Genomic DNA, 24,585 nt, shown 5'->3' on the forward strand with positions numbered 1-24,585 from the left:
CATGACTGCTACGCGTACCACCGGCGCCGTCGCCGCCGGACTTGCCACCATCGCCTCCGACGGCACCGTCCTCGACACCTGGTTCCCCGCCCCCGAGCTGGTCGCCGAGCCCGGCCCGGCCGGCACCGAGCGCCTCACCGCCGACCAGGCCGTGGACCTGCTGGGCGCCGCCGCGGCGAAGGCGATCCGCCTGGACGCGGTCCGCGACGTCGAGGTCGTAGCCGTCCGCACCGTGATCTCCTCCCTCGAGGACAAGCCGCTGGACGCGCACGACGCGTACCTGCGCCTGCACCTGCTCAGCCACCGCCTGGTCAAGCCGCACGGCCAGAGCCTGGACGGCGTCTTCGGACTGCTGGCCAACGTCGCCTGGACCTCGCTGGGCCCGGTCGCCGTGGACCAGGTGGAGGCCGTACGCCTGAACGCGCGCGCCGAGGGCCTGTACCTCCAGGTCACCTCGATCGACAAGTTCCCGCGGATGACGGACTACGTCGCCCCCAAGGGCGTGCGCATCGCCGACGCGGACCGGGTCCGCCTCGGCGCGCACCTCGCCGAGGGCACCACCGTCATGCACGAGGGCTTCGTCAACTTCAACGCCGGCACCCTCGGCACCTCCATGATCGAGGGCCGCATCTCGGCGGGCGTCGTGGTCGGCGACGGCTCCGACATCGGCGGCGGCGCGTCCACGATGGGCACTCTCTCGGGCGGCGGCAAGCAGATCATCTCGATCGGCGAGCGCTGCCTGATCGGCGCCGAGGCGGGCGTCGGCATCGCGCTGGGCGACGAGTGCATCGTCGAGGCCGGCCTGTACGTGACCGCGGGCACCCGCGTCACCCTCCCGGACGGCCAGATCGTCAAGGCGCTGGAGCTCTCGGGCGCCGGCAACATCCTCTTCCGCCGCAACTCGGTCACCGGCACGGTCGAGGCCCGCCCGAACAACGCGGTCTGGGGCGGCCTGAACGAGGTCCTCCACAGCCACAACTGATCCCCGGGCCTGAAGGCCCCCCTGGAACAGCCGCGACGCCCTCATCTCCCCGGCAGGGGGTGGTGAGGGCGTCGTGTTTCTTCCGGCCGCGGAACGTCCCCCCGCCCCGAGCGCGGGAGGACGAGTCGGTCAGGAGCGGGGGAGGGTGCGGATGAGGCCGGCGAAGGCCTCTTCCTCCGCCTCGGTCAGTTCGACCGACTCCATCGGGTGCGCGGCAGCAGTGCGCTGCGCCGGGATCACCGCGATGCCCTCGAACGCGCCGGGCTCCGGGTGGTGGAAGCGGGCGTCCCGCAGCATGTGGCCGAGGCCGAGCACCCAGACGAGGGCGGCCACGAGCAGGACGGCAAGGCCGATTTCCTGGGCGAGGGAGATGGAGGGGAACACGCGGTCCTCCGGGGATACGGGCGGACATGGCCGAGCGTGGGGACACTGTCGAGCGTGGGGACACTCAACACCACAACCCGGGTCGAATGGGGAGTGATGTGGCGAGCGTCACGCCAGGGTCGAAAGTCCCCACTTGTCCCCCGAACCGGCTCGGAGTCCTCCCCGCTCACTCCGCCAGGCGCAGCTTGAAGCCCTCGTGGCTGCGCGCAAAGCCCAGCCGCTCGTAGAAGCGGTGGGCGTCCGCCCGCTGCTTGTTGCTGGTCAGCTGGACCAGGCCGCAGCCGCGCTCGCGCGCCCGCGCCACCGCCAGCCGCATCAGCTCCGCGCCCAGCCCGCCGCCCCGGCGGTCCTCGCGGATCCGTACCGCCTCGACCAGCGCCCGCTCCCGCCCGCCCTGGCCGAGGCCCGGGACGTACGTCAGCTGGAGGCAGCCGAGCACCGTCCCCGTCCCGCCCTCGCAGAGGACCAGCATCTCGTTGCGGGCGTCCGCCTCGATCGCGGCGAAAGCCTGCTCGTGCGCCTCGGTGACCTCGGCCCGCTCCTCCTCGCCGGCGTCCGCCAACAGGGCCAGTACGGCGGGCAGGTCCTCACGGGTGGCAGTACGGAAGATCATGACCGGAAGTGTGGCAGGGGGCCCGGACGGGACGGCGTCCGGGCCCCCTGCGGCTCAGGTCCGCACCGCGGTTACGGGCGGAAGCGGAGCACCTGCGGGTCGTGGTCGCTGTTCTGCGCCGAGAACTCCGCGTTGATGTGCACGCTGTCGTACGTGAACGACTTGATCGCCGGGCTGGTCAGGATCTGGTCCAGCACCTGGGCGTTGCCCTGGTAGACGTACGAGTAGCGCTCCGCCTTCGGCAGCGACTTGACCGCCGCGTACAGCGCCCCGCCGTCCTCCAGCGCCTGCGTGGTCCCCGAGAACTCGAAGTCGTTGATGTCGCCGACGGCGAGGACGTTCGCGTTCTTGTCCGCCGCCAGGAGCTCCTTGACGAAGCCGTTCACGGCCTGCGCCTGCAGCAGCCGCTTGGCCTCCGAGGAGCGTACCGGCGGCTGGTGGGACGAGGTCAGGCCCTCGTCGCCGCCCTTGGAGCCGAAGTGGTTCGCGATCACGAAGACCGTCTTGCCCTTGAAGACGAACTCGCCCGCGAGCGGCTTGCGGCTGTCGGCCCACGCCGGGTTCGCCGGGTCGATCCGGCCGGGGGAGTGGGTCAGGGCGGCCTTGCCCTGCTCCTTGACGACACCGGTCGCGGTCACCGCGTCGCCCGCCGCGCGGTCGGTGAAGGAGACGCGGGCCGGGTTGAACAGGAACACCTGGCGGATGTTGCCGCCGGGCTCGCCGCCGTCCTTCTTGTCCTCCGGGTTGATGGTGCGCCACTGGTACGCCGGGCCGCCGGCCGCCACGATCGCCGCCGTGAACTTCGTCAGCGTCTGCTCCGCCGACACGGTGCCGTCGTTCTTGGCGCCGTTGTCGTCCTGGATCTCCTCCAGGGCCAGGATGTCGGGCGAGGCGAGGTTCGCGACGACGGCCTTCGCCAGGTTGTCGAACTTCTCCTGCGGGTCGCTCGGGTCGAGGTTCTCCACGTTGTACGTGGCCACCGCGAGCTCGTTCGCGGCCTGCGCCTTGGTCTTCTCGGGGGCGAGGGTGCCCGCCTTGACCGTGCCGAGGGTGCGGGCCACCAGGGTGTAGCCGCCGAACTGGTTGAAGTCCAGCGGGCCTTCGGTGGTGCCGGTCAGCTTGTCGCCGACGTTGGCCACCGGGAAGGGCTGCTGCGCCAGCGGCGCGAGCTGCTGGATCTGGAGCCGGCCGGTGTTCTGGGACTCGTACGAGCCGTAGATCGTGCCGCCGCGCTTGGCGGTGTTCTCCCAGCCCTTCACCGTGACCCACAGCTCCGCGTGCGGGTCGGTGGCGCCGACCACGCGCGAGGTGCCGATCTTCACGTTCATGCCCTCGAGGGACTCGTAGAAGTCCAGGGCGTAGCGCGAGGGGTCCAGGGTCAGGCCGTTGATGCTGCCGGCGGCGGCGGGGTCGCCCGCCGGGGCGTACTCGGCGGGCACGTTGTACTCGTTGATCGCGGCGGCCTCGGGCAGCGCGTTGCCCGAGGAGACGACGGTCACGGCCGGCTTGGAGATCTGGGTGACCGACTGGTTGCCGGAGGAGACGCCGCCGGGGATGTACTCGCCGACCAGGCCGGAGACCTTGACCGCGTCGCCGACGGCGACGGTCGGGACGGAGCTGGTGAAGACGAAGACGCCCTCACTCGTCGCGTCGTTGTCGTCGGCGTCCGGGTCCTGCATCCAGAAACCGCGCGAGCCGTACGTGCGCACGCCGGTCACGATGCCCGCGACATCGGCGACCTGCTTGCCGTTGAGCGGCGATATCCGGGTGGTGCCCTGGATGTCGTGGATGCGTATCGGATCGGCGGACGCGGCGCCTTCGGCGGCGTCGGCGGTGCCCGCCAGCAGGCCGGTGGCCAGGGCGGTGGCGACGAGTGCCGAGACGGCGGCGGAACGGGGATGCGAGGAGCGCATGGTCAGGAACTCCGGTGTGTGGAAGAGAGAAGCGAAGGCGGTGATGCGTGGTTTTGGCGGGATACAAGCGGTGGGTCCGCGGCCGGGCCGCTGGAGATCCGCTGGAATCCCGGTGGTTCCCCATATGTCTACGCGCGTCAATTTCCTGTGTGACCAGGGAAGTTGTCAAGGCCTCCAGGGGATACGGAAGCTGACTGTGGGATGAACCAAAGGAGATGACCCGCCGGGCGCGCCCGATATGCGTCTACGCTTGTGCGCCGTACGACCGCCCGCGGCGGCCGGACCACCGCCCCGGGGGCGGCCCGACCGCCTCCCCACGGCGGCCGTGCCCACCGCCCCACCGCGTCCGCGAGGAGACCGCCCCATGTCCGCAGAGCCGCACGCCACGCTGCCGCCCGTACGGCTGCCCTCCGATGCGGAACTGGCCCGCGACGCCCTCGTCGCCCCGCTGTTCGTCCGCGCCGTACGGCTGGCCCGCTGGGCCGGACCGGACACCCGCGTCGACATCGGCGGCGAACTCGTCGCCGCACAGCTGCCCGGGGCCGCCGCCGCGCTCGGCTTCGACGCCGCTGACGAGGAAGGCCCGGTCCTCGCGAGCCAGGCATGGCGCGTGGCCGTGGACACCGGCCTGGTCGACGTGACCGAACCCGATGACGGCGACGGCGACGAGGAGTCCGGCACCGCCGTGCCCGGCGAGGACCTCGCCCTGGTGACCGGCGGCGCGCCCGGCGAGGTGCTCGACCTGTGGCTGGCCGCCCTGGACACCGTGCTCGCGGACGCGTCCGTGCCCGATCTGGACGGCCTCGTCGACGCGTTGGACGCGGGCGACGAGATCGACTTCGACCAGCTGGACTGGAACCCGCGCCGCGAGGCGGACTTCCTCGACGGGGTCCTCGCCAACCTCTACCTGCTCACCGTCGCCGAGCGCGGCGCCTCGGACGGCCCGGTTCCGCTGCCCGTGCTCGCCGCTTCGATGGTCATCCCGCAGGACATGAGCGAGCCGACCGACGCCGTGCTGGAGCAGGTCTCGGACGCGATGATGCGCCTCGACGACCAGTTCCGGCAGCTGGAGCCGATCGGGCTCGTGGAGTTCCGGCCCGTCGACGAGGCGCTGATGGCGGAGGTGGACGACGAGGAGCCCGCCGCCGGTTCGGTGGCGGGCGGCGCTGCCGACGACGAGGACGTCTCCCGGTACGGGATGGTGCGGCTGACCCCGCTCGGCCTGTACGGGATCCGCGCCCGCATGCTGGAGGCCGGGGTCGTCGCCCCGGCCGTCGGAGAGCTGGCCGACAAGGGCGCGGACGCCCTGCTCGACGCCGTCTCCGGCTACTCCGAGGGCGCGGCCCAGGCCGAGATCGAGCAGTGGCTCACCGGCCGCGAACTGCCCGCCGCGGTCGCCGAACTGCTGGCCGCCGCCCGCGGCGCCGACGAGGGCGGCCCGCTGCGCCGGCTGCGCTGCCAGCAGGCCCTCGCCCCGGCCGGCCCGGAGGCCGAGCCTGCGATCCGGGCGGTGCTCGACGACCCGGAGCTGGGCGGGCTCGCCCGGGTCTGGCTGTCCGAGCGCGGGGTGGCCGACGTACCGGCGCCGGACGGGGCGATGGTGTTCTGGCTGACCGTCGACACGATCGCGGCGCAGCTCGCGGCGGACGGGGAGACCGCGGAACTGCCCCTGCTGATGGAGTCGCTGACCGCGCACCACGCCGGGTTCTTCGACCAGGTCTGGCGGGTGGAGCACCCGGCGACGGCGTACGTGCTGGAGGCGATGGGCCGGGTGCACCCGGACAAGAAGGCCGCCAAGGAGGCCCGCAAGGCCGCCTTCAAGGCCCGCTCGCGGCCGTCCTGACACGCCGGGAGCCGGGGCCCCGGAACGCGCCGTTCCTCGGCCGGAGTTGGCCATTCCGGCCACCGGGAAGGGGTCGGTTTCCCTTCGTGGGTAGTTCAGCCGCCGTTCACGTGCGGGCGGGAGCGTGTGCGCCGACGACCGCACGACAGGCGCACCACCTCCCCACCCCTGGAGATCCGATGCCGCTCAGCCGTAGAGACTTCACCGCCCGCACCGTCATCGCCGGCGCGGGAGTCGCGCTCACAGGAACGGTCGGCGCACTCGCCACCGCCCCGGGAGCGCTGGCGGCCGACGACAGCACCCGGCGCGACGAGCACGGCCGGCCCTGCGAGCCCGGCTACGGCCCGCTCCTGCCGGACCCGGCAGGACTGCTCGCCCTCCCCGCCGGATTCGCCTACCGCGTGATCACCCACAGCGGTGTCACCACACTCGAGTCCGGCGAGTCCACGCCGTCCAACCACGACGGAACGGCCGCCTTCGAGGGCCACCGCGGGGTCACCCTCCTCGTCAACAACCACGAGCTCAAGGGCAAGCGGGCGAACTGGGCCCACCCCGTCCCCCTCACCGAGGGCCTCGTCTACGACCCGGCCGCGGCCGGCGGCTGCACGGTCGTCGAGGTCCGGCGCGGCGGCGAGGTCGCCGAATGGGTGGGCGTCGCCGGTACGTCGACCAACTGCGCGGGCGGTGCCACCCCCTGGGGCACCTGGCTGACCTGCGAGGAGACCGAGGACCTCGCCGGCAAGAACGGGATGACCAAGGACCACGGCTACGCGTTCGAGGTCGACCCGCACGACCGCCGCGCCAACCGCGACCCCCAGCCGATCAAGGCCTTCGGCCGGTACGCCCACGAGGCCGTGGTCATCGACCCGCGCCAGGGCCACGCCTACCTGACCGAGGACGCCTCCGGCCCCAACGGGCTGCTCTACCGCTGGACCCCGCCGAGCGGCTTCCGCCACGGGCGCGGCAAGCTCCGTACCCTCGCCGCCGACGCCGGCGTGCTGGCCGCCGCCAAGTGCTTCGACAGTGCGGGCCGGTTCGTCGACGACCTCTCGCGCGCGACGAAGACCGGCACCGTCTACGGGGTCGACTGGGTGAACGTGGCGGACCGCGACGCGCGGACGGTGCCGGTGCGCAAGCAGTTCGCGGACGGCGCGGTGACCCGCGCGCGCAAGCTGGAGGGCATGTGGTGGGCCGACGGCGGCGCCTACTTCGTCTCCTCGTACGCCCGTGAGGAGAGCCCGGGCGCGGCGCACGACGGCCAGGTGTGGTTCTACGACCCGAAGCGGCGCACGGTCCGGCTGATGGTGGTGCTCGGGGTGAACGCCGACCCGGCCGAGGACGGCTCCTTCGACGGCCCCGACAACATCACGGTCTCCCCGTACGGCGGCCTGGTCATCGCGGAGGACGGCAGCGGCCTGCAGCACCTGTTCGGCGCAACCGAGTCGGGACGCACCTACCCGCTGGCGCGCAACGAGCTGAACGTGGGGACGGCGGAGGAGCCGGAGTACTCGGAGTTCACGGGGGTCTGCTTCTCCCCTGACGGGCGCACGCTGTACGCCAACATCCAGGACCCCGGCATCATGCTCGCGATCACCGGACCGTGGCGGCGCGCGCACTGACGCCCCGGCCGCCGGCGGACCGGAGGCCGGCATTCCGGCGGCCGGTACTCACGATCGGCGGCTGCGCCGCCGCCCGTTCACCGGGCGGCGGCGAGCCTTCGGTCGTTCACTGAGCGGCGGCGGTCTCGGCGTGGCTGGCTGCGGCCCATTCCTCGAGCAGGAACTCGTACGCCTCGGAGGGCCACTCCTCGTCCACCCGCGTCTCGACGAGGTGCCGTATCGCCTCGTTCGCCTCAGCGGCGGACGGACGGGCGGGACCCGCGGGCCGGAGTGTGCTGTACATGCTTTCAAGGCTACGGGCGGGCACTGACAGTCACCTCCGGATTAAGGGTGGAATCCATCACCTCGGCCCTCGGGCCGATCGGTCACGGTAGCTCCGTGTGCCCGCCCACCTGCTCAGAGTGCCTTTGAGGCGGGCTGGACCATGCCGCGTACTGTGCGCGACTTCACAAAGTCTCCGATCGCCGTCATCTCCCATTCGCCCGAGAACTGGCGAACCAGCTTGGCCATCATGACCCCGGTCTGCGGCTGGGTGCCGGTGAGGTCGAAGCGCACCAGCTCCTCCCCGCTCGCGGCGTCGATCAGGCGGCAGTAGGCCTTGGCGACCTCGGTGAACTTCTGGCCGGAGAAGGAGTTGACCGTGAAGACCAGGCCCGTGGCCTCGGCGGGCAGCCGCCCGAGGTCCACCACGATCACCTCGTCGTCCCCGGCGCCCTCACCGGTGAGGTTGTCGCCCGAGTGCTTGATGGCGCCGCCCAGGATCGACAGCTTGCCGAAGTAGCAGCTGTCGATGTGGTTGCGCTGCGGGCCGTACGCGATGACGGAGGCATCGAGGTCGATGTCCCGGCCGCCGAACGCAGGCTCCCAGCCCAGGCCCATCTTCACCTGGGAGAGCAGTGGGCGGCCGTTCTTGACCAGGGAGACCGTCTGGTTCTTCTGGAGGTTGACCCGGCCCTTGTCGAGGTTGATCTTCCCGGCGCCGGCGGCGGCAGGGGCGGCGGTCGGCGGCGCGGGCGGAGCGGCAGGGGCCGCCGGCGTCGTGGGGGCGCTCGGCCAGGAGGAGGGGGACGGGGCGGACGGCGCCGAGGGGGTCTGACCCCAGACCGGAGCCGAGGGGGTGACCGGGGCCGAAGGGGTGACCGGGGCGGCAGGAGCCTGCGGGGCGGCCGCGGGCGGCGGGGTGGGTTCCTCGTCCACGGAGACCCCGAAGTCGGTCGCGATCCCGGCGAGGCCGTTGGCGTACCCCTGGCCGACCGCACGCACCTTCCACACGCCGCCGCGCTGGTAGACCTCGACGACCACGAGCGCGGTCTCGGTGCCCAGCTGCGGAGGGGTGAAGGTGGCGATCACCGCACCGCTGTCCGCATTCCGCACGGTGGCCGTGGGCTCGATGCCCTGGAAGGTCTGACCTGCGGCGTCGGGACTGGCCGTGACCACGATCCGCTCGATGCCCGGCGGCAGCGCGCCCGTGTCCACCGTGATCGAGTCCGGCGCCGCCCCGCCGCCCGACCGGTGGCTGACACCGGGACCGGACGGCTGGTTGTAGAAGATGAAGTCGGCATCGGAACGCACCTTGCCGTCCGCCGCGAGAAGGAGTCCCGACACGTCGAGCCGCACCGGGGCAGCCACGTCCACCGTCACACGGACGGTATTGAGCGGCAGGTTGGAACCTGGGGTCATAGCGGTCATGCCGGGACAACGACCGGAGGCCCTTTGCCGTTCCCTTACCCTCGCCGCGGATTTCAGCGCCGGTTGCGGGGGTGGTTCTTCGCCGTCCGCTCGTTGCCGAACTTGTACGCGCCGGTCCAGCGGGCCATCACGAGCTGCGCGTCGCCCGACTCGACCTCGGCCAGGAACTTCTCGGCCCGCCCGCCCCGCAGGGTGCTCGCGGCCCGGCCCTGGTGCGTGATGACCACGCTGTTGTCGCTGCGCTGTTCGTACGTGAATCCGTGAGGTCTCGGCATGACCGGCAGCCTGCCCCCGCGCGGGCGGGGCAGGCAACGGGTTTACGGCCCGGCGGGGCAGGGCGGGCCCGGGCCCGGGCAGAGGCCGGGGCCCGGGCAGGCCGGGGCCCGGGCCCGGGCAGGGCCTGACCCGCGGCCCGCCTCAGTCGCCGGTGACGCGGCGCGGCAGCCCCAGCGGGTTCGCCTCGCGCAGTTCCGCCGGAAGCAGCGGGTCCGGCACCGACTGGAAGGCCACCGGCCGCAGCCAGCGCTCGATGGCGGTTCCGCCGACCGAGGTGGAGTGCGAGGTCGCCGCCGGGTACGGGCCGCCGTGGTGCTGGGCGGGGGCCACCGCGACACCGGTCGGCCAGCCGTTGACCACGATCCGCCCGGCCAGCGCCGTGACCTGCGCGATCAGCTCCGCCGCCGGGCCGAGGCCGCCGCCGGCCTCGGCCGCGGACAGCTGGAGCGTGGCGCTCAGGTTCCCGGGGAGCAGGCCGAGCACCGACCCCGCCTCGCGCTGGTCGGCGTACCGGACGACCACGGTCACCGGTCCGAAGCACTCCTCGAGCAGCACCTCGTACGCGCCGCCCTCGAGGAGGGTCCCGGCCGGCACGGTCAGATAGCCCGCGCCGACGGTGTGCTCGCCGCCGGAACCCGGGGTGACGGGCGCGGTGACGCCGGGCAGCGCGGCCCGCTCGCGCACGCCGGAGACGAAGTTCTCCCGCATCCGGTGGTCGAGCAGGACCCCCGGCTCGGTCTCGCCGAGGGCCTTCGTCAGCGCGCCGGTGAACCGGTCGCCGTCCGCGCCCTCGGGGACCAGGACCAGGCCCGGCTTGACGCAGAACTGGCCGACCCCGAGGGTGACCGAGCCCGCGAGCCCGGCGGCGATCTCCTCGGCACGCTCGGCGGCGGCCGCGGGGGTGACCACGACGGGGTTGAGGGAGCCGAGTTCGCCGTGGAACGGGATGGGGACGGGACGGGCGGCGGCAGCGTCGAACAGCGCCCGCCCACCCCGGATGGAACCGGTGAATCCGGCGGCGGAGACGAGGGGGTGGCGGATCAGCTCCAGGCCCGCGCCGAACCCGTGGACGACGGCGACCACGTCGGCCGGCAGCCCGGCCGCCACGGCCGCCCGGCGCAGCAGCGAGGCGCACAGCTCGGAGGTGGCCGGGTGGTCGGGGTGCGCCTTGACGACCACCGGACAGCCGGCGGCCAGCGCGCTCGCGGTGTCCCCGCCGGGGACGGAGAACGCGAGCGGGAAGTTGGAGGCGGCATAGACCGCGACCACGCCCAGCGGCACCTTGTAGCGCCGCAGTTCGGGGCGCGGCGGGACGGTGCCGGTGTCGGCGCGGTCGATGCGGATGTCGAGGTAGGAGCCCTCGTCCACGGCGTCGGCGAAGGCCCGCAGCTGGCCGGTCGTGCGGGCGAGCTCGCCGGTGAGCCGGCCCGGCCCGAGGGCGGTCTCGGCGTCGGCGGCCTCGATCACGTGGTCCGCGGCCTCGTCGAGCAGCTCGGCGGCGGCGCGCAGGAAGGCCGCGCGGGTGGTGCGGTCGGCGAGCGCGCCGCGGGCCGCGTGGGCGGCGCGTACGGCCTCGTCCACCTCGCCGGATGTGGCTTCCACCGCAACCTGTTCGCGCTGCTTCCCGGTGCGGGGGTCCACACTCCAGACTGGTGTTGCTGCCATGGCGCACTGCCTCCTGGATCTACGCTGACCCGCGCGGTGGCGTTCAGTATCCTGAACGCCGTTCCGATGGATGAATGATCACATCCGCTCCGGACTCTATTTCCGGGTCTTCCGCGTTGACAAGAGACAAGAGGGGCAAGAAGGCGAATGACCACATCTGAGCCGGACCGGTCCGCCGCGGAACCGGAGGGGCCGGGGGGCCCGGGGGCACTGGGGGCGCCGGGGGCGCCGGCGGCCGTCAAATCGGCCGTCCGCACGGTCCTGTTGCTGGAGCACTTCGCGGCGCGGCCCGGACTGCACAGCCTGGCCGACATCCAGCACGACCTCTCGCTGCCCAAGTCGAGCCTCTACATGCTGCTGCGCACGCTGGTGAACCTGGGGTGGGTGGAGACGGACGCGACGGGCACCCGGTACGGCATCGGCGTACGGGCCCTGCTCGTCGGCAGCTCGTACATCGACGGGGACGAGGTCGTCGCCGCGGCCCGGCCCACCCTGGACCGGCTCTCCGACGACACCACCGAGACCATCCACCTGGCTCGGAGGGACGGCACGAGCGTCGTCTACCTGGCCACCCGCCAGTCCCAGCACTACCTGCGGCCGTTCACCCGCGTCGGGCGGCGGCTGCCCGTGCACTCGACGGCGCTGGGCAAGGCCCTGCTGGCGACCCACTCCGACGCGGAGGTACGGGCGCTCCTGCCGCGGCGGCTGGAGGCGGTCACCGAGCACACGATCACCGACCGGGAGCGGCTCGTCGACGAGTTGGCGCTGGTACGGGAGCAGGGCTACGCGGTGGACCGCGAGGAGAACACGCTCGGACTGCGCTGTTTCGGGGTGGCGGTGCCGTACCGGACGCCGGCCCGGGACGCGGTGAGCTGCTCGGTGCCCGTGGCCCGGCTGACGGCGGGCCACGAGCAGAAGATCAAGGCGGCGCTGTTCGAGGCGCGGGACCGGCTGTCGGTGGCTACCCGCCGCATGTGAGCCGGTGGAGCTGGGCCCGCCGCATGAGAGGCCGTGGAGGCGGGCCCGCCGCATGCGGACCGCCTCCCCCGGGTGGGGGAGGCGGTTCACCTTCATGGGGGAGGTGGCGGGGCAGCGCGCACGCGACCGTTGAGTCATGACCACACGAGCGGTGCACACGAGCGAGACGACGTACGCGGCGCAGCCGTCCGCCCCCGGCCCGGGGACCGGGCGCAGGGTCCTGCGGGCGGTGGCCCTGGCCGCCACCGCGCCGTACCTGTGCCTCAAGGGCGCCTGGCTGGCGGGGAGCCACATCGGGATACCGGACGGCAGCGTGCTGCTGGAGCCCGGGATGTTCTTCAAAGTGGCGAACGCCGTCACTCTGGTCATGGACGCGGCCGTCATCGTGCTGGTGCTGGTGTTCACCCGGCCCTGGGGCAGGCGGGTGCCGTCCTGGCTGCTGACCCTCCCGGTCTTCGTCGCCACCGGACTGCTCGTCCCGATCGTCGTGGCCTTCCCCGCGCAACTCCTCATGAGGGCCGTGGGGCTGGGGCCGGACGCGGCCGCGGAGGCGGCCAGGGAGCCCTTCCTCGATCCATGGGTGTTCAACGCCGTCTACAGCGGCTTCATCGTGCAGGCCGTGGCCCTGGCCGGGCTGTTCGTCCCCTATGCGCGCAAGCGTTGGGGCAGCCGGTGGCAGGGCGTCCAGGGGAAGCGGCTCCCGTCACCCACGGGGGTGGTGGCGGGAGCCGCGGCGGCGTTGGCCGTGGCCGTGGCGGCGGTGCAGCTCACCTGGGCCTTCGGCGGTACGGCCGGGCTCAGCGCCGCACAGATCGCGCAGTTCAATCCGGAGACGGGCGTGGTGTTCGCCACCCACGGGATATGCGCGCTGGTCGCGGGGGCGGGCGCAGTGAACCTGGCCCGGGGCGGAGCCCGACGGGCCCGGTGGGCACTGGCCGTCGCCTGGACCGGGTCGGCGGCCGCGGCGAGTTGGGGCCTGTGGCTGCTGATCGCCACGACGGGCAGCACCGATGCCACGAAGGACGTCACCACCGCGATGGTGCTGACCTACGCTGGCCAGATGATCACCGGTCTGCTCGCCGCGGCCGTCCTGGCGCGGTTCCTCGCCTCACGCCGCAGCACTGCGTGACACGCAGCGGCGCGAGCGGCAGAGGACGGGCCGGGGCTGGGGGCTGGGGCAGGCAGGTGGGCAGGCAGGGCTGGGTCAGCGGAATGCCGGGGGGCAGTGGGATGTGGGCGGGGACACGGGCCGGTGTGGGGCGGGTGCTGGGGGCCCGGGCCCGGCTGCGCTGGGTGCACCTGATCCTGGGCGGGGCCCTGCTGATGCCGTACTTCCTCCTCGCCCAGGTGGTGGTCAGTGTCGTGGCAGGTGAGGGCAACATCTTCGGCTCCACCCCGCTGACCTTCGCCTCCTACGGGCTCTCCCTGCCCATGGCCGCGGTGACCGCCGTCTTCGGGCTCGTCAGGCCGATGTCGGTGGGCGCCGTACGGGCCCTGTGCGGGGTGCCGGGCGAGCGGCTGGCGGAGGGGCCGGCCCGGTCCTGGGCGGCCCGGGGCCGGACCTCGGCCTGGTGGACCCTGCACGTGGGGGTCGGCGCGGCGATCAGCGGGATGAGCCTCGCGGTGCCGCCCATGGCGGTGGTGCTGATCGCGCTGCCGTTCGTGAGGGCGCTGCGGGAGGCCCCGACGGGCCTGGGCTGGTTCAGCAACGACGCCGCGCCGTACACCGCCCCGCTGCTCGGCATCGGGCTGCTGTGCGGGCTCGTCCTGTGCGCCTCCGGGGCGGGGGCGCTGCTGGCCCGGCTGGCCCCCGTACTGCTCGGGCCGACGGCGGCGGACCGGCTGGCCGCGGCCGAGGAGCGGGCCGCCGACCTGGCCGTGCGCAACCGGCTGGCCCGGGAGCTGCACGACGCGGTCGGGCACGCCCTGAGCGCCGTCACCCTCCAGGCGGTCGCCGCCCGGCGGGTGCTCGACAGCGACCCCGGGTTCGTACGGGAGGCACTGGCAGCGATCGAGGACACCACCCGGCGGACGGTGGGCGAGCTGGACGCCGTGCTGGGCCTGCTGCGGGACGGCGACCCGGCCCGGCCCGACGCCGCACCCGCGCCGACCCTCGCCGCCGACCTCGACGGGCTGCTGGCCCGCACCCGGGGCGCCGGCACCACCGTCACCGCCCAGCAGGACCCCGGACCGGCGGGGGACTGGGCACAGCTCCCGGCGATCGCCTCCCGCGAGGCGTACCGGATCGTCCAGGAGGGCCTGAGCAACGCCCTGCGCCACGGCGCGGGCTCCGTCGAGCTGCGGATCGCCGTGCAGGGCCGGGAAGACGGCACCGGCAGCACCCACCGTGAACTGGAGATCACCATGACCAATCCGCCGGGTACCTCCGACGGGCAGCAGCCCCGCACCGGCGGGGGCCGCGGGCTGCGCGGCGCCGCCGAGCGGGCCACCCTGCTGGGCGGCCGCGTCGAAGCGGGCCCGCACCAGGGGCTGTGGCGGCTGCGGGCCGTCCTTCCTCTCGGCGGGGGACGCTCATGAACGCGGTGCCCGCGGCACGGCGGCCGCCGCTGCGCATCGTGCTCGCCGACGACGAGCGCATGGTCCGCACCGCTCTGCGGGTGATCCTCGAGGCCGAACCGGACCTGGAGGTGGTCGGCGAGGCGGCCTCGGGTGCGGAAGCCGTCCCGCTGGTCCGCTCGCTGGCCCCCGACGTGGTGCTGATGGATGTCCGGATGCCCGAGATCGACGGCATCCGGGCCACCGAGCAGATCGTCGCCGGCATGGCCGAACCGCCCCGGATCGTGGTCGTCACCACCTTCGAGAACGATGCGTACGTCTACGAAGCGCTGCGCGCGGGCGCCTCCGGGTTCCTCCTCAAGCGGGCCGACCCCGACGAGCTGATCGGCGCGGTCCGCCTCGTCGCCCGCGGCGACTGCCTGCTCTTCCCCGCGGCTGTCCGCTCGCTCGCCGCGTCGTACGCCCCCGGGGTCCCGGGCCCCGCCGCCCCCTGGGTGGCCCGGCTCACCGAGCGGGAGGCCGACGTACTGCGCCTGATGGCCACCGGACTGTCCAACCACGAGATGAGCGAACGCCTCGGCGTCGGCCCCCAGACGGTCAAGACCCACGTCGCTGCGGTCCTCTCCAAAACCGGCTCCCGCGACCGCACCCAGGCGGTCATCGCGGCCTACGAGGGCGGCTTCATGAAGAAAAGCTGAGAACCCGGACACAATCGGGGCAGAGCGGAACGACCGGGGGCCTTGGTGCGTCCTTCTGGGGGATGAACAAGACGATCAGGCGTGCGTCGGTCTTCTGTCTGCTCCTGGTGCTGGCCCTTTTGGTGCGGGTCACCTGGGTGCAGGCCTACCAAGGCCAGGCCCTCGCAGACAACGAGAACAACCGGCGGAACCTCATCGGGCAGTACGAGAACCCGCTGGGCAACATCATCGTGGGCGGGGAGGCGATCACCGGCTCGGTGAAGACGGACGGAAAGGACTTCGGGTACAAGCGCACGTACGTCGACGGTCCGCTCTACGCGCCGCTCACCGGCTACAGCTCCCAGGCCTTCGGCACGAGCATGCTGGAAGGCGTCTACAAGAAGATCCTCAACGGTTCCGACGACCGGCTCAGGACCGTGATGGACATGCTCACCAACAAGCGGGCCGCGCCGGGCAACGTGCTGACCACGGTCGACAAGGACGTGCAGAAGGCCGCGTACGACGCGCTCCAGGGCAAGCAGGGCGCCGCCGTCGCCATCGACCCGGCGACCGGCGAGATCCTCGCCATCGTGAACAACCCCTCCTTCGATCCGGGCAGCATCACGGGCGCCAACGACAAGGCGGCCTGGGAAAAGCTGATCGAGGACAAGGGCAAGGCCATGGAGAACGTGGCCCTGCGCAAGCCGCAGGCGCCCGGCTCCACCTTCAAGCTGGTCACCCTGGCGGCGGCCATCGAGAACGGGCTGGTCACCAATCTCGACACGCCGACCGGCACCCCGGACCCGTACACGATCCCCGGGACCCGGACCCTGCTGCCCAGCGAGGCGGGCTCCGCGGCCTGCAACAACGTCTCCGCGCGCACCGCGCTGCGGCTGTCCTGCAACAACGTGTTCGCGGAGCTGGCGCACAAGCTAGGCCAGGACAAGATGCGGGCGATGGCCGAGAAGCTCGGTTTCAACACGGAGACCGCGACGCCCGTCACCGCCCGGCCGGGGAGCAAGTACCCGACGAAGAAGATGTCGGTCGACCAGGTCGCGCAGACGGGTATCGGCCAGTTCGACGTGCAGGCCACCCCGCTCCAGATGGCGATGGTGACCGCCGCGATCGAGAACGGCGGCAAGCTCGTCGCCCCGCACTCGGTCTCCGAGGTCACCGACGCGAACGGCAACGTGCTCGAGAGCTTCAAGAACCCGAAGTCCGAGCAGGTCATGAGCGCCAGGACCGCGTCGATGCTGCAGGACGCCATGCGGACGGTCGCGACCGAGGGCGGCGGCAAGCCCGCCCAGGTGGCGGGAGCCGAGGTGGGCGGCAAGACCGGCACCGCGCAGCGCGGCGTGAACAACAGCCTGCCGCCGCTGGCCTGGTTCACCTCGTACGGCAAGCAGGGCGGCAAGCAGATCGCGGTTGCCGTGGTGATCGAGAACTCGGACACCGACCGCTCCGAGATCGGCGGGGGCAAGCTCGCCGCCCCCATCGCCCAGAAGATGATGGCGGCGTGGCTGAAGAAGTAGCAGCGCCGGTCGCCGCAGGGCGCGCCGGGAACCGACACGGTTCCCGGCGCGTTTCCTTTCCCATGATCAGGACCGCGCAACCCGCAGACCTCGACGCCATAGCCGCCCTCCACAGCCGGGCCCGGGCCACCTATTACCGCGGCCGCGTCCCCGAGCAGGCCTACGCAGGCGCAGCCGAACTCGCGCGGACCCGCGAGGGCTGGTCCCGGGCCGTCGCACGGGCCGCCGCCGACGGCGGGGTGCTCTGCGCAGAGCAGGACGGCGAGGTCACCGGGGTCGCCGCCTTCCGTACCGCGGACGGCGAGACCACCCTCACCCAGCTGCACGTCGACCCGGTCCACTGGCGCCGGGGCACCGGCGCCGCCCTGCACGCCGCCTGCCTCGACGCCTGGCGGCGGGCCGGTGTCGAGCGGGCCCGGCTGGAGGTCTACGGGCACAACCTCCGGGCCCAGGCCTTCTACGCCCGCCACGGCTGGCGCCCGGATCCGGCCGGGGCCGCGCGGTCCGGCTCCCACCTCACGCTCTGGCTCAGCGTCGGCCCGCAGGCCGCGTCCGGGGAATGAGACGCTCCGCCAGTTGGTTGAACAGGAAACCGCCGCGGCTCGCAGCCGTGGCGCCCCAATGAACCCGGAGAGAAGAAGGATCATGCGCGTCGAGATCTGGAGCGACATCGCCTGCCCCTGGTGCTACATCGGCAAGGCCCGTTTCACCAAGGGGCTGGCCGAGTTCGCGCACCGCGACGAGGTGGAGGTCGTCTTCCGGTCCTTCGAGCTCGACCCGAACAGCCCGAAGGGCAGCACGGCGCCGGTCCTGGAGATGCTCGCCAAGAAGTACGGCCGCACCCTCGACGAGGCGCGCGGCATGGAGGAGCACGTCGCCGCCAGCGCCCGCGCCGAGGGGCTGACGTACCGCACCGACGGCCGCGACCACGGCAACACGTTCGACATCCACCGCCTGCTGCACCTGGCTGCCGCCCGCGGCCGCCAGGAAGAGCTGCTCGACCTCGCCTACCGGGCGAACTTCGCGGAGGAGCGGTCGGTGTTCGACTCCGAGGTGCTCGTCGCTCTCGCGGTCGAGGCGGGGCTGGACGAGGCGGAGGCCCGCGCTGTCCTCGCGGACGGCTCCGCGTATGCGGCGGAGGTACGGGCGGACGAGCGCGAGGCAGCGGAACTCGGCGCCAACGCCGTGCCGTTCTTCGTCCTCGACCGCCGCTACGGGATCTCCGGCGGGCAGCCCGCAGAGGTGTTCACGCAGGCGCTGGAGCAGGCGTGGGCGGGCCGCGAGCTCACCGAGCCGGCCGCCACGGCCGACGCCTGCGACCCGGAAGGCGCCTGCGCCGTCCCGCAGACCTGACCGGTCCCCGGCCCTGCCGTCCCGGCCCCGGCCTGACGCGGTCGTGCCCGCGTGCCGGCCGCCGGCCGGCTTGGCCCAGGTGACCGGGGCCGGACCTGACCGGCGGCCCCCGAGCCCCGGCCGGCGCCGGGAGGCCGGACGGGTCAGTGCAGGGTTTCTGCCCAGGCTGCTTCGGCGGCCGCCACCGCCTCGGACGGGTCCGTCGAGAGGGCGGTGGACAGAGCCGTCAGGGAGGCCAGGACCGTCGGCAGCGATGCGGCCCGGCCGTAGTGGTTCACCCGGACCATCTCCCGGGCCAGCGCGCCGCCGCCCGCCGCGAGCGGGGCCGCCGGGTCGGCGGCGAGGGCCTTGGCCACCACCAGCGAGGCGTCCGGCACCCGCAGCGTGGTGGCCACCGGAGCCGCCTCCGAGTCCCGGCCGACGTACGGGGCGAGGCCCAGCGCCATCGCGCCCGCCCGGGTCGCCGTCGCGGCGGCCGCGTGGCGGGCCGTCACCGCCGGCAGGCCCTCGGCCGCGATCCGGTCCAGGCAGGCCTCCAGCGCCAGCATCTCCAGCTGCGCCGGGGCGTGGGGGAGCGCCGTTCGGCCCGCGTCGATCCAGCGCTCCTTCCAGTCCAGGAGGGAGAGGTACGAGCGCCTCGGAGCGGCCGGGTTGTCCGCGAAGCGAGCCCAGGCCCGCTCCGAGACCGACACCGCCGAGACACCCGCCGGGCCGCCCATCGCCTTCTGGGCGCCGATCACGCACAGGTCCACGCCCCACACGTCCGGAAGCAGCGCCTCCGCGCCCACCGATGCCACCGCGTCCAGCATGAACAGCGCGCCGTGGGCCCGTACGGCCTCGCCGATCTCCGCGACCGGGTTCGTGTTGCCTGTCGCCGCCTCCGCGTGGACCAGGGACACGAAGTCGATCTCCGGGTGGCCGGCCAGGGCGCGCGCCACCTGGTCGGCCGTCACCGCCGTGTCGAAGGGGACCGCCAGGTCCACCACGTTCGCCCCGCAGCCGCGCAGCCAGTTGCCGAAGGTGGTCCCGTACGGGCCGGTCACGACGTTCAGCGCCGTCGAGCCGGGCCGCGCCCCCGAGCGGATGCACCCCTCCAGCGGCAGCAGCGCCTCGCCCTGCGTGATCACCACGTCCTGCCCGGTGGAGAGGAGGTCCGCGACTCCCTGCTCGATCGACGCGAAGCGCTCCGCCGTGAGCGGCGGGAGGTCCAGGAGGGGGTGGTTCACGGCTGCTCTCTTCGTCCGGGGCTACCGCAAGAGCGTACCCAGCACGCACGTACAGTGCGGAACATGACCGATGACGTGCTGCATGTGAAGGGGCGTGTGCTCGTCGGGCCCGACGATGCTCGCGACGAGCTCTGGGTGGTCGGCGGCCGGATCTCGTACGAACGCCCGCACGGGGCCCGCGAGATCACCACGGTGTCCGGCTGGGCCCTGCCCGGCCTGGTCGACGCACACTGCCACGTGGGGCTGGACGCCCACGGCCCGGTCGACGCGGAGACCGCCGAACGGCAGGCCCTGACCGACCGCGACGCCGGCACCCTGCTCATTCGCGACGCCGGATCCCCCTCCGACACCCGATGGATCGACGACCGCGAGGACCTTCCGAAGATCATCCGCGCCGGTCGGCACATCGCCCGCCCGCGCCGCTACATCCGCAACTTCGCCCACGAGATCGAGCCGGCCGATCTCGTCGCGTACGTGGGCCGCGAGGCGCAGCGCGGCGACGGCTGGGTGAAGCTGGTGGGGGACTGGATCGACCGCGAGGTCGGGGACCTGGCGCCCTGCTGGCCGCGGGCCGAGGTCGAGGCGGCCATCGCCGAGGCGCACCGGCTGGGCGCCCGCGTCACCGCGCACTGCTTCGCGGAGGACTCGCTGCGCGACCTGGTCGAGGCGGGCATCGACTGCATCGAGCACGCCACCGGGCTCACCGAGGACACCATCCCGCTGTTCGCGGAGCGCGGCGTGGCGATCGTCCCCACGCTCGTGAACATCGCGACGTTCCCGAAGATGGCGGCGGGCGGCGAGGCCAAGTTCCCGCGCTGGTCGGCGCACATGAGGCGGTTGCACGAGCGCCGGTATGACACCGTACGAGCCGCTTACGACGCGGGCATCGGCGTGTACGTCGGCACCGACGCGGGGGGTTCCCTGCCGCACGGCCTGGTCGCGGCGGAGGTCTCGGAGCTGGTGCGGGCCGGGATCCCGGCGCTGGAAGCCCTCTCGGCGACGACCTGGGCGGCACGCGAGTGGCTCGGCAGGCCAGGCCTGACCGAGGGGGCGCCGGCGGACCTCGTGGTCTACGACGCCGACCCGCGGGCCGACGTGCGGGCGCTGGCGCAGCCGCGGCGCGTGGTTGCGAGCGGCAAGGTCCGGGCCTGAGGGCAGAGTTGACGCGTGCGTGACGCCGGTGCCCCGGCGGTCGTTGTGAACGACCGCCCGGGGCACCGGCGTCGGCGCATTCCCTTCCGCCCTGTGGCGGAAAAGAACTCCCGTTCCTTGGGATGCGTAGTTAATCGAATACATGCATGGAAACCACCCTTTGGGGTGAACTCACCTCGGGTTGCCGCCCGTTCACTCTCCGTGCGTAAAGATTCCGAGGGTTAGAGGCCGTCGGCGCGCGATGTCCCCCATTGGCGGCGCGACGGCTCCCATCTCCCCGGGGGTTCCACCACCTTGAACAGCAACACCTTCCGCATGCCCGCAGCCGTCCTGCTCGCCACGGGAGCCGTCGCCCTGCTCACCGCCCCGCCCGCCTTCGCCACCGGAGGCGGCGGCTCCACGGGCGGCGGCGAGGGCAAGGCCGGCGCGGTCGTCCTGCGCGCCGGACTGGACGTGGGCCTGCTCAACAAGGCCGTCCACGTGCCGCTGAAGACCACCCTCAACGAGGTCAGCGCCCCCGCGACGGCACAGAAGACCGCCCTCTCCGTGACCCTGGACGGGGTCGAGGGAGGGCAGCCGGTGAGCGTGCTGCGTGCCGACGTGGCCACCTCCAAGGCGACCGCGGACAAGAACCGCGCCGAGGCGGAGGCCAACCTGGCCAACGCCAAGGTGCACGTGCCGGGGCTGCCGGTGCTCTCCCTCATCCAGGTGGAGAAGGTCACCTCCAAGGCCGTGTGCGAGGCCGGCAAGAAGCCCGTGGCCAGCTCGAACGTACTGGGCACGGTGACCGCGCTCGGCAAGAAGGTCACGCTCTCGGCGGGCGGCCCGACCAAGGTCGAGGTCCCCAAGGTGGGCCTGGTCAGCATGGAGCTCTCCGGTACCGAGACCACCTCCACCACGGCCGCCGCGGCCGCCCTTCGGCTGAAGGTGTCCGTGAACCCGCTGGACCTCAACGTGGCGCAGGTCGAGGGCGAGGTCGTGCTCGCCGAGGCGCACTGCGAAACCCCGGCCGGGCCGGCCCCGGAGCCGTCCGCGAAGCCCGACGTCAAGGCGCAGGCAGCTGCCTCCGGGACCGGATCCGCCCTCACCACCGACGCCAACCTGGCCGAGACCGGCGGCGGTTCGGTGACCCCGTACGTCGCGGGCGGTGCACTGGCCCTGCTCGGCATCGGCGTGACCGCGCTGGTCGTGACCCGGCGCGGCCGCAGCTCGTGACGACGTGATCTCGTGACGACGTGATCTCGTGACCACATGACCTCGCAACGGAGTCCGCAGTTCAGCGGGTGGCGTGCACCAGGCCCTGCTTGTCGGCTCCGCGCGACAGCACGGCCTCGCTGACCTGCTTGTCGACGGCGGCGTACGCGGACTGCCTGGCCGCGCCGAGCCCGGAGTCGGCGGGGGCGCAGGAGGTGCAGACGACGCGGAACGGCGGGTTCATGTCCGAGTACTGCGTGAGGTACTCGGCCTTGGTCACCTCCCAGCGGCCGGGGTGGGCGGCCGCCGGGGCGAAGGTGAAGCGCGGGATCGAGGACATGTTGCCGCGGGCCTTGTCTGCCTCGTAGAAGCTGGCGACCTGGTCGCCCATGCCGAAGACGACCCAGGTGCCGTTGATCTTCTCGTACGGCTGCGGCACGTGGTTGTGCGTGCCGATGATCAGATCGATGTCGGGGAGCCCGTCCGGGCCGCGCGAGGCGGTCAGCGCCTGCGCCAGATCGCGCTGCTGCTGGTCGGGGGCCGTCTGCCACTCGGTGCCCCAGTGGACGCTGAGGACGACGACGTTCGCGCCGGCCGCCCGGGCGGCGCGGGCGTCGGCGACGACCCGGTTCTGGTCGAGCAGGTTGACGGACCAGGGCTTGCCGGCCGGGACGGGGATGCCGTTCGTCCCGTACGTGTAGTCCAGCTGGGCGACCTTGGCGCCGCCGGCGGAGAGGACCGCCGGGGCCTTGGCCTCGTCGGCGCTGCGGGCCGAGCCGACGTGCTTGATGCCGACCCGGTCCAGGTGCTCCAGGGTGCGGACGAGTCCGTCGTAGCCGTCGTCCAGGGTGTGGTTCGAGCCGGTCGAGCAGCTGTCGTACCCGGCGTCCTTCAGAGCGTCGGCCAGCTGGTGCGGGGCCTTGAACGCGGGATATCCGGTGTAGGGGCCGCCGGGCCGGCCGTACGGTATCTCGTGGTGGCATATCGCCAGGTCGGCGGCGGCCACCAGGGGCTTGACCCCCGCGAGTATCTTCCGGAAGTCGTGGCTCTGGCCGCTGCCCTGCGCATCGTCCGCGGCCCGCTGGATGATCGACGGGTACGGGATGATGTCGCCCGTCGCGACGAGCGTGAAGGGCTTGGCGCCGGCGGGCGTCGTGGGACTCGCCTTGCCCGGGCTCGACTTGCCCTGGCCGGGCTTGGCCCCGAGCCGCTGCTCGCCGGCGTTGCCCCGTCCCCCGTCGGCGTCGAGGCGGTCGAGCAGGGTCGGCAGGGCGAGGATCCCGCCGGCGACGGCCGCCACCGCGGTCAGTGCCAAGCCTGTTTTTGCATTTGTCTTCATTCCGGCCCCCCGGGGTTCCCTGCTGATGCCGAGATCATCGCCTACCTCCGCCCGCCCCGCCAACGGAGCCGGACCGTCCGGATATCCGAGGCGCCGCAGGTCAGAGGCATCGGCTACGCGGCGCGGGCCGCTCGGGTGACCGGCCCTGCGCCCGGAGGTGCAGGTCAGCGGGCGGTCAGGGCCAAGGCGTGGTCGAGGGCCTGGAGGAGGCGGCCCGTCGTGGCGCGGTCCCGGACCGCCAGCCGGAGCCAGGAGTGGTCCAGGCCCGGGAAGGTGTCCCCGCGGCGGACCGCGAAGCCCAGGGCGCGCAGCCGGGTGCGGACCTCCATGGCGCCCGCCACCTGGATCAGGACGAACGGCCCCTCCGCCACCCCCGAGACCGTGATCTCCTCGAACTCCGCGAGCCCCGCCAGCAGATGCGCCCGGTCCACCGCGATCTGCCGGGCCGCGGCCTCCGCCTCCGCCAGCGCCGCCGGAGCCATACAGGCCTCCGCCGCCACCAGCGCCGGCGAGGACACCGGCCACAGCGGCTGCGCCGCCGCCAGCTTCGCGATCACGTGCGGCTCGGCCAGCACGTAGCCGATCCGCAGCCCCGCCAGCCCCCACGTCTTGGTCAGGCTCCGCAGCACCACCAGACCCGGCACGTCCGTCCGCCCGGCCAGCGCCTCCCGCTCACCCGGGACCGCGTCCAGGAACGCCTCGTCCACGACCAGGATCCGGCCCGGCCGGGCCAGCGCGATCAGCACCGCCGCCGGGTGCAGGACGGACGTCGGGTTCGTCGGGTTGCCCACCACCACCAGGTCCGCGTCCTCGGGCACCGCCGCCGGGTCCAGCCGGAACCCGTCCGCCGCCCGCAGCACCACCCGCTCCACCGTGTGCCCCGCGTCGCGCAGGGCCGCCTCCGGCTCCGTGAACTGCGGGTGCACGACGACCGGTCGCTGCGCGCCCAGGGCCCGCGCGATCAGCACGAACGCCTCCGCGGCCCCCGCCGTCAACAGCACCCGATCGGCCGGCAGCCCGTGCCGAGCCGCCACCGCCGCGCGGGCCGACCGCCCGTCGGGGTATGCGGAGAGAACGTCGAGCGAAGCCGCGATGCGCTGCTTGAGCCACTCCGGCGGGGTGTGCGCCCGTACGTTCACTGCGAGGTCCACCAGCGCGCCGCCGTCGCCGCGCACCTCCGCGTCCCCGTGATGGCGCAGGTCATGGGCCTGCGCGGTGGCCACGGCGCAGGTCGCCGCGACCGAGCGGCGCTTCGGCACGAGCAGCTCGCCGCCGCCCGCGAGCGCTGCTGCCTCCGCCACCGAGGAGGTCCCGGCGGCGTCGCGCACCGCGTCGGAGGGGTGCGGTACGCAGATACCCGCGAGCTTCTCGGCGGGATAGCTGAGCAGCGGCACGCCGAAACGTTCCGCCGCGCCCGTGATCCCCGCCTCGCCCGCCTTCGACTCCACTGTGGCCAGCGCCTTCACCGCCCCGGCGGCCAGCCCCGCCCCCCGCAGCGTCTCCTCGACCAGGGCGCAGACCTCCGCCACGGACACCCCCGCCCGTCCGCCGACCCCGACCACCAGCTGCGTCGCGTACTCGCCCACCGGGATCATGCCCCCTCCGTAGTCGTCAATGGTTCGTGACCCGCCGC

The 24,585-nt window shown here is 73.2% G+C and carries 22 protein-coding genes; 12 read left to right on the top strand and 10 right to left on the bottom strand.

The window, feature by feature from the left end; translation table 11 throughout:
* Position 1 precedes the first annotated feature (1 nt).
* Positions 2–982 carry a 2,3,4,5-tetrahydropyridine-2,6-dicarboxylate N-succinyltransferase gene (dapD, locus tag OHT74_RS28845; RefSeq protein WP_266668212.1) on the top strand — a complete coding sequence of 327 codons (981 nt, stop codon included), beginning with the start codon at positions 2–4 and terminating at the stop codon, positions 980–982.
* A 129-nt stretch (positions 983–1,111) separates the two neighbouring features.
* Here the strand turns inward: dapD and OHT74_RS28850 are convergent, their stop codons facing one another.
* The 3 genes from OHT74_RS28850 to OHT74_RS28860 form a co-directional block, all read right to left on the bottom strand.
* Positions 1,112–1,366, bottom strand: a complete 255-nt coding sequence (locus OHT74_RS28850) for a hypothetical protein (RefSeq protein WP_266668213.1) — start codon at positions 1,364–1,366, stop codon at positions 1,112–1,114.
* 166 nt (positions 1,367–1,532) lie between these two features.
* Positions 1,533–1,979, bottom strand: a complete 447-nt coding sequence (locus OHT74_RS28855) for a GNAT family N-acetyltransferase (protein ID WP_327363094.1) — start codon at positions 1,977–1,979, stop codon at positions 1,533–1,535.
* A gap of 71 nt (positions 1,980–2,050) precedes the next feature.
* The gene (locus OHT74_RS28860; RefSeq protein ID WP_328621807.1) at positions 2,051–3,892 is read right to left on the bottom strand and encodes an endonuclease/exonuclease/phosphatase family protein; all 1,842 of its coding nucleotides are present in this window, start codon (positions 3,890–3,892) and stop codon (positions 2,051–2,053) included.
* 364 nt (positions 3,893–4,256) lie between these two features.
* On the opposite strand from OHT74_RS28860, the gene OHT74_RS28865 reads away from it, so the two are divergent.
* Together OHT74_RS28865 and OHT74_RS28870 are read left to right on the top strand one after the other, a co-directional pair.
* Complete coding sequence (locus OHT74_RS28865) at positions 4,257–5,735, top strand: hypothetical protein (protein ID WP_328621808.1); 1,479 nt, start codon at positions 4,257–4,259, stop codon at positions 5,733–5,735.
* A 179-nt stretch (positions 5,736–5,914) separates the two neighbouring features.
* Positions 5,915–7,354, top strand: a complete 1,440-nt coding sequence (locus tag OHT74_RS28870; protein WP_266668219.1) for an alkaline phosphatase PhoX — start codon at positions 5,915–5,917, stop codon at positions 7,352–7,354.
* A gap of 106 nt (positions 7,355–7,460) precedes the next feature.
* On the opposite strand, the gene OHT74_RS28875 is transcribed toward OHT74_RS28870, so the two are convergent.
* From OHT74_RS28875 to OHT74_RS28890, 4 genes are all read right to left on the bottom strand, one after another.
* Positions 7,461–7,637, bottom strand: a complete 177-nt coding sequence (locus tag OHT74_RS28875) for a hypothetical protein (protein ID WP_266668225.1) — start codon at positions 7,635–7,637, stop codon at positions 7,461–7,463.
* Positions 7,638–7,750: 113 nt separating this feature from the next.
* Positions 7,751–9,034 carry a TerD family protein gene (locus tag OHT74_RS28880; RefSeq protein WP_328621809.1) on the bottom strand — a complete coding sequence of 428 codons (1,284 nt, stop codon included), beginning with the start codon at positions 9,032–9,034 and terminating at the stop codon, positions 7,751–7,753.
* A gap of 62 nt (positions 9,035–9,096) precedes the next feature.
* A complete protein-coding gene (locus tag OHT74_RS28885; RefSeq protein WP_266630431.1) occupies positions 9,097–9,318 on the bottom strand; it encodes a hypothetical protein in 222 nt (73 codons plus the stop codon).
* 142 nt (positions 9,319–9,460) lie between these two features.
* Complete coding sequence (locus OHT74_RS28890) at positions 9,461–10,984, bottom strand: aldehyde dehydrogenase (NADP(+)) (RefSeq protein ID WP_328621810.1); 1,524 nt, start codon at positions 10,982–10,984, stop codon at positions 9,461–9,463.
* Positions 10,985–11,131: 147 nt separating this feature from the next.
* On the opposite strand from OHT74_RS28890, the gene OHT74_RS28895 reads away from it, so the two are divergent.
* The 7 genes from OHT74_RS28895 (at position 11,132) to OHT74_RS28925 (ending at position 18,041) form a co-directional block, all read left to right on the top strand.
* On the top strand, positions 11,132–11,962 hold the full coding sequence (locus OHT74_RS28895) for an IclR family transcriptional regulator (RefSeq protein ID WP_266668233.1): 831 nt from the start codon (positions 11,132–11,134) through the stop codon (positions 11,960–11,962).
* Positions 11,963–12,098: 136 nt separating this feature from the next.
* Positions 12,099–13,091 carry a hypothetical protein gene (locus OHT74_RS28900; RefSeq protein ID WP_328621811.1) on the top strand — a complete coding sequence of 331 codons (993 nt, stop codon included), beginning with the start codon at positions 12,099–12,101 and terminating at the stop codon, positions 13,089–13,091.
* 101 nt (positions 13,092–13,192) lie between these two features.
* Positions 13,193–14,500, top strand: coding sequence for a sensor histidine kinase (locus OHT74_RS28905; RefSeq protein WP_328621812.1), 1,308 nt, complete (start codon positions 13,193–13,195; stop codon positions 14,498–14,500).
* Positions 14,497–15,177: a response regulator transcription factor gene (locus OHT74_RS28910; RefSeq protein WP_328621813.1), complete on the top strand. Its 681-nt coding sequence runs from the start codon at positions 14,497–14,499 to the stop codon at positions 15,175–15,177. Before OHT74_RS28905 ends, OHT74_RS28910 begins: the two co-directional genes overlap by 4 nt.
* 62 nt (positions 15,178–15,239) lie before the next feature.
* Complete coding sequence (locus OHT74_RS28915) at positions 15,240–16,688, top strand: peptidoglycan D,D-transpeptidase FtsI family protein (protein ID WP_266668239.1); 1,449 nt, start codon at positions 15,240–15,242, stop codon at positions 16,686–16,688.
* Positions 16,689–16,750: 62 nt separating this feature from the next.
* Positions 16,751–17,251 carry a GNAT family N-acetyltransferase gene (locus OHT74_RS28920; protein WP_328621814.1) on the top strand — a complete coding sequence of 167 codons (501 nt, stop codon included), beginning with the start codon at positions 16,751–16,753 and terminating at the stop codon, positions 17,249–17,251.
* 82 nt (positions 17,252–17,333) lie between these two features.
* On the top strand, positions 17,334–18,041 hold the full coding sequence (locus OHT74_RS28925) for a DsbA family oxidoreductase (protein ID WP_328621815.1): 708 nt from the start codon (positions 17,334–17,336) through the stop codon (positions 18,039–18,041).
* Positions 18,042–18,184: 143 nt separating this feature from the next.
* On the opposite strand, the gene OHT74_RS28930 is transcribed toward OHT74_RS28925, so the two are convergent.
* A complete protein-coding gene (locus OHT74_RS28930; RefSeq protein WP_328621816.1) occupies positions 18,185–19,267 on the bottom strand; it encodes a pyridoxal-phosphate-dependent aminotransferase family protein in 1,083 nt (360 codons plus the stop codon).
* Between the two features lie 63 nt (positions 19,268–19,330).
* Between OHT74_RS28930 and OHT74_RS28935 the strand changes: the two genes are divergently transcribed.
* Both OHT74_RS28935 and OHT74_RS28940 read left to right on the top strand, forming a co-directional pair.
* Positions 19,331–20,419: an amidohydrolase family protein gene (locus OHT74_RS28935; RefSeq protein ID WP_266668247.1), complete on the top strand. Its 1,089-nt coding sequence runs from the start codon at positions 19,331–19,333 to the stop codon at positions 20,417–20,419.
* A gap of 294 nt (positions 20,420–20,713) precedes the next feature.
* Positions 20,714–21,634 (top strand): SCO1860 family LAETG-anchored protein, encoded by a 921-nt coding sequence (locus OHT74_RS28940; RefSeq protein ID WP_267000054.1) that lies wholly within the window; start codon positions 20,714–20,716, stop codon positions 21,632–21,634.
* A gap of 61 nt (positions 21,635–21,695) precedes the next feature.
* Here the strand turns inward: OHT74_RS28940 and OHT74_RS28945 are convergent, their stop codons facing one another.
* Complete coding sequence (locus OHT74_RS28945; protein ID WP_443047587.1) at positions 21,696–22,952, bottom strand: CapA family protein; 1,257 nt, start codon at positions 22,950–22,952, stop codon at positions 21,696–21,698.
* A 164-nt stretch (positions 22,953–23,116) separates the two neighbouring features.
* Positions 23,117–24,547: an Rv2231c family pyridoxal phosphate-dependent protein CobC gene (gene cobC / locus OHT74_RS28950; protein WP_266668253.1), complete on the bottom strand. Its 1,431-nt coding sequence runs from the start codon at positions 24,545–24,547 to the stop codon at positions 23,117–23,119.
* Between the last annotated feature and the right edge of the window lie 38 nt (positions 24,548–24,585).

The sequence above is a fragment of the Streptomyces sp. NBC_00354 genome, assembly GCF_036106915.1.
GTDB lineage: Bacteria > Actinomycetota > Actinomycetes > Streptomycetales > Streptomycetaceae > Streptomyces.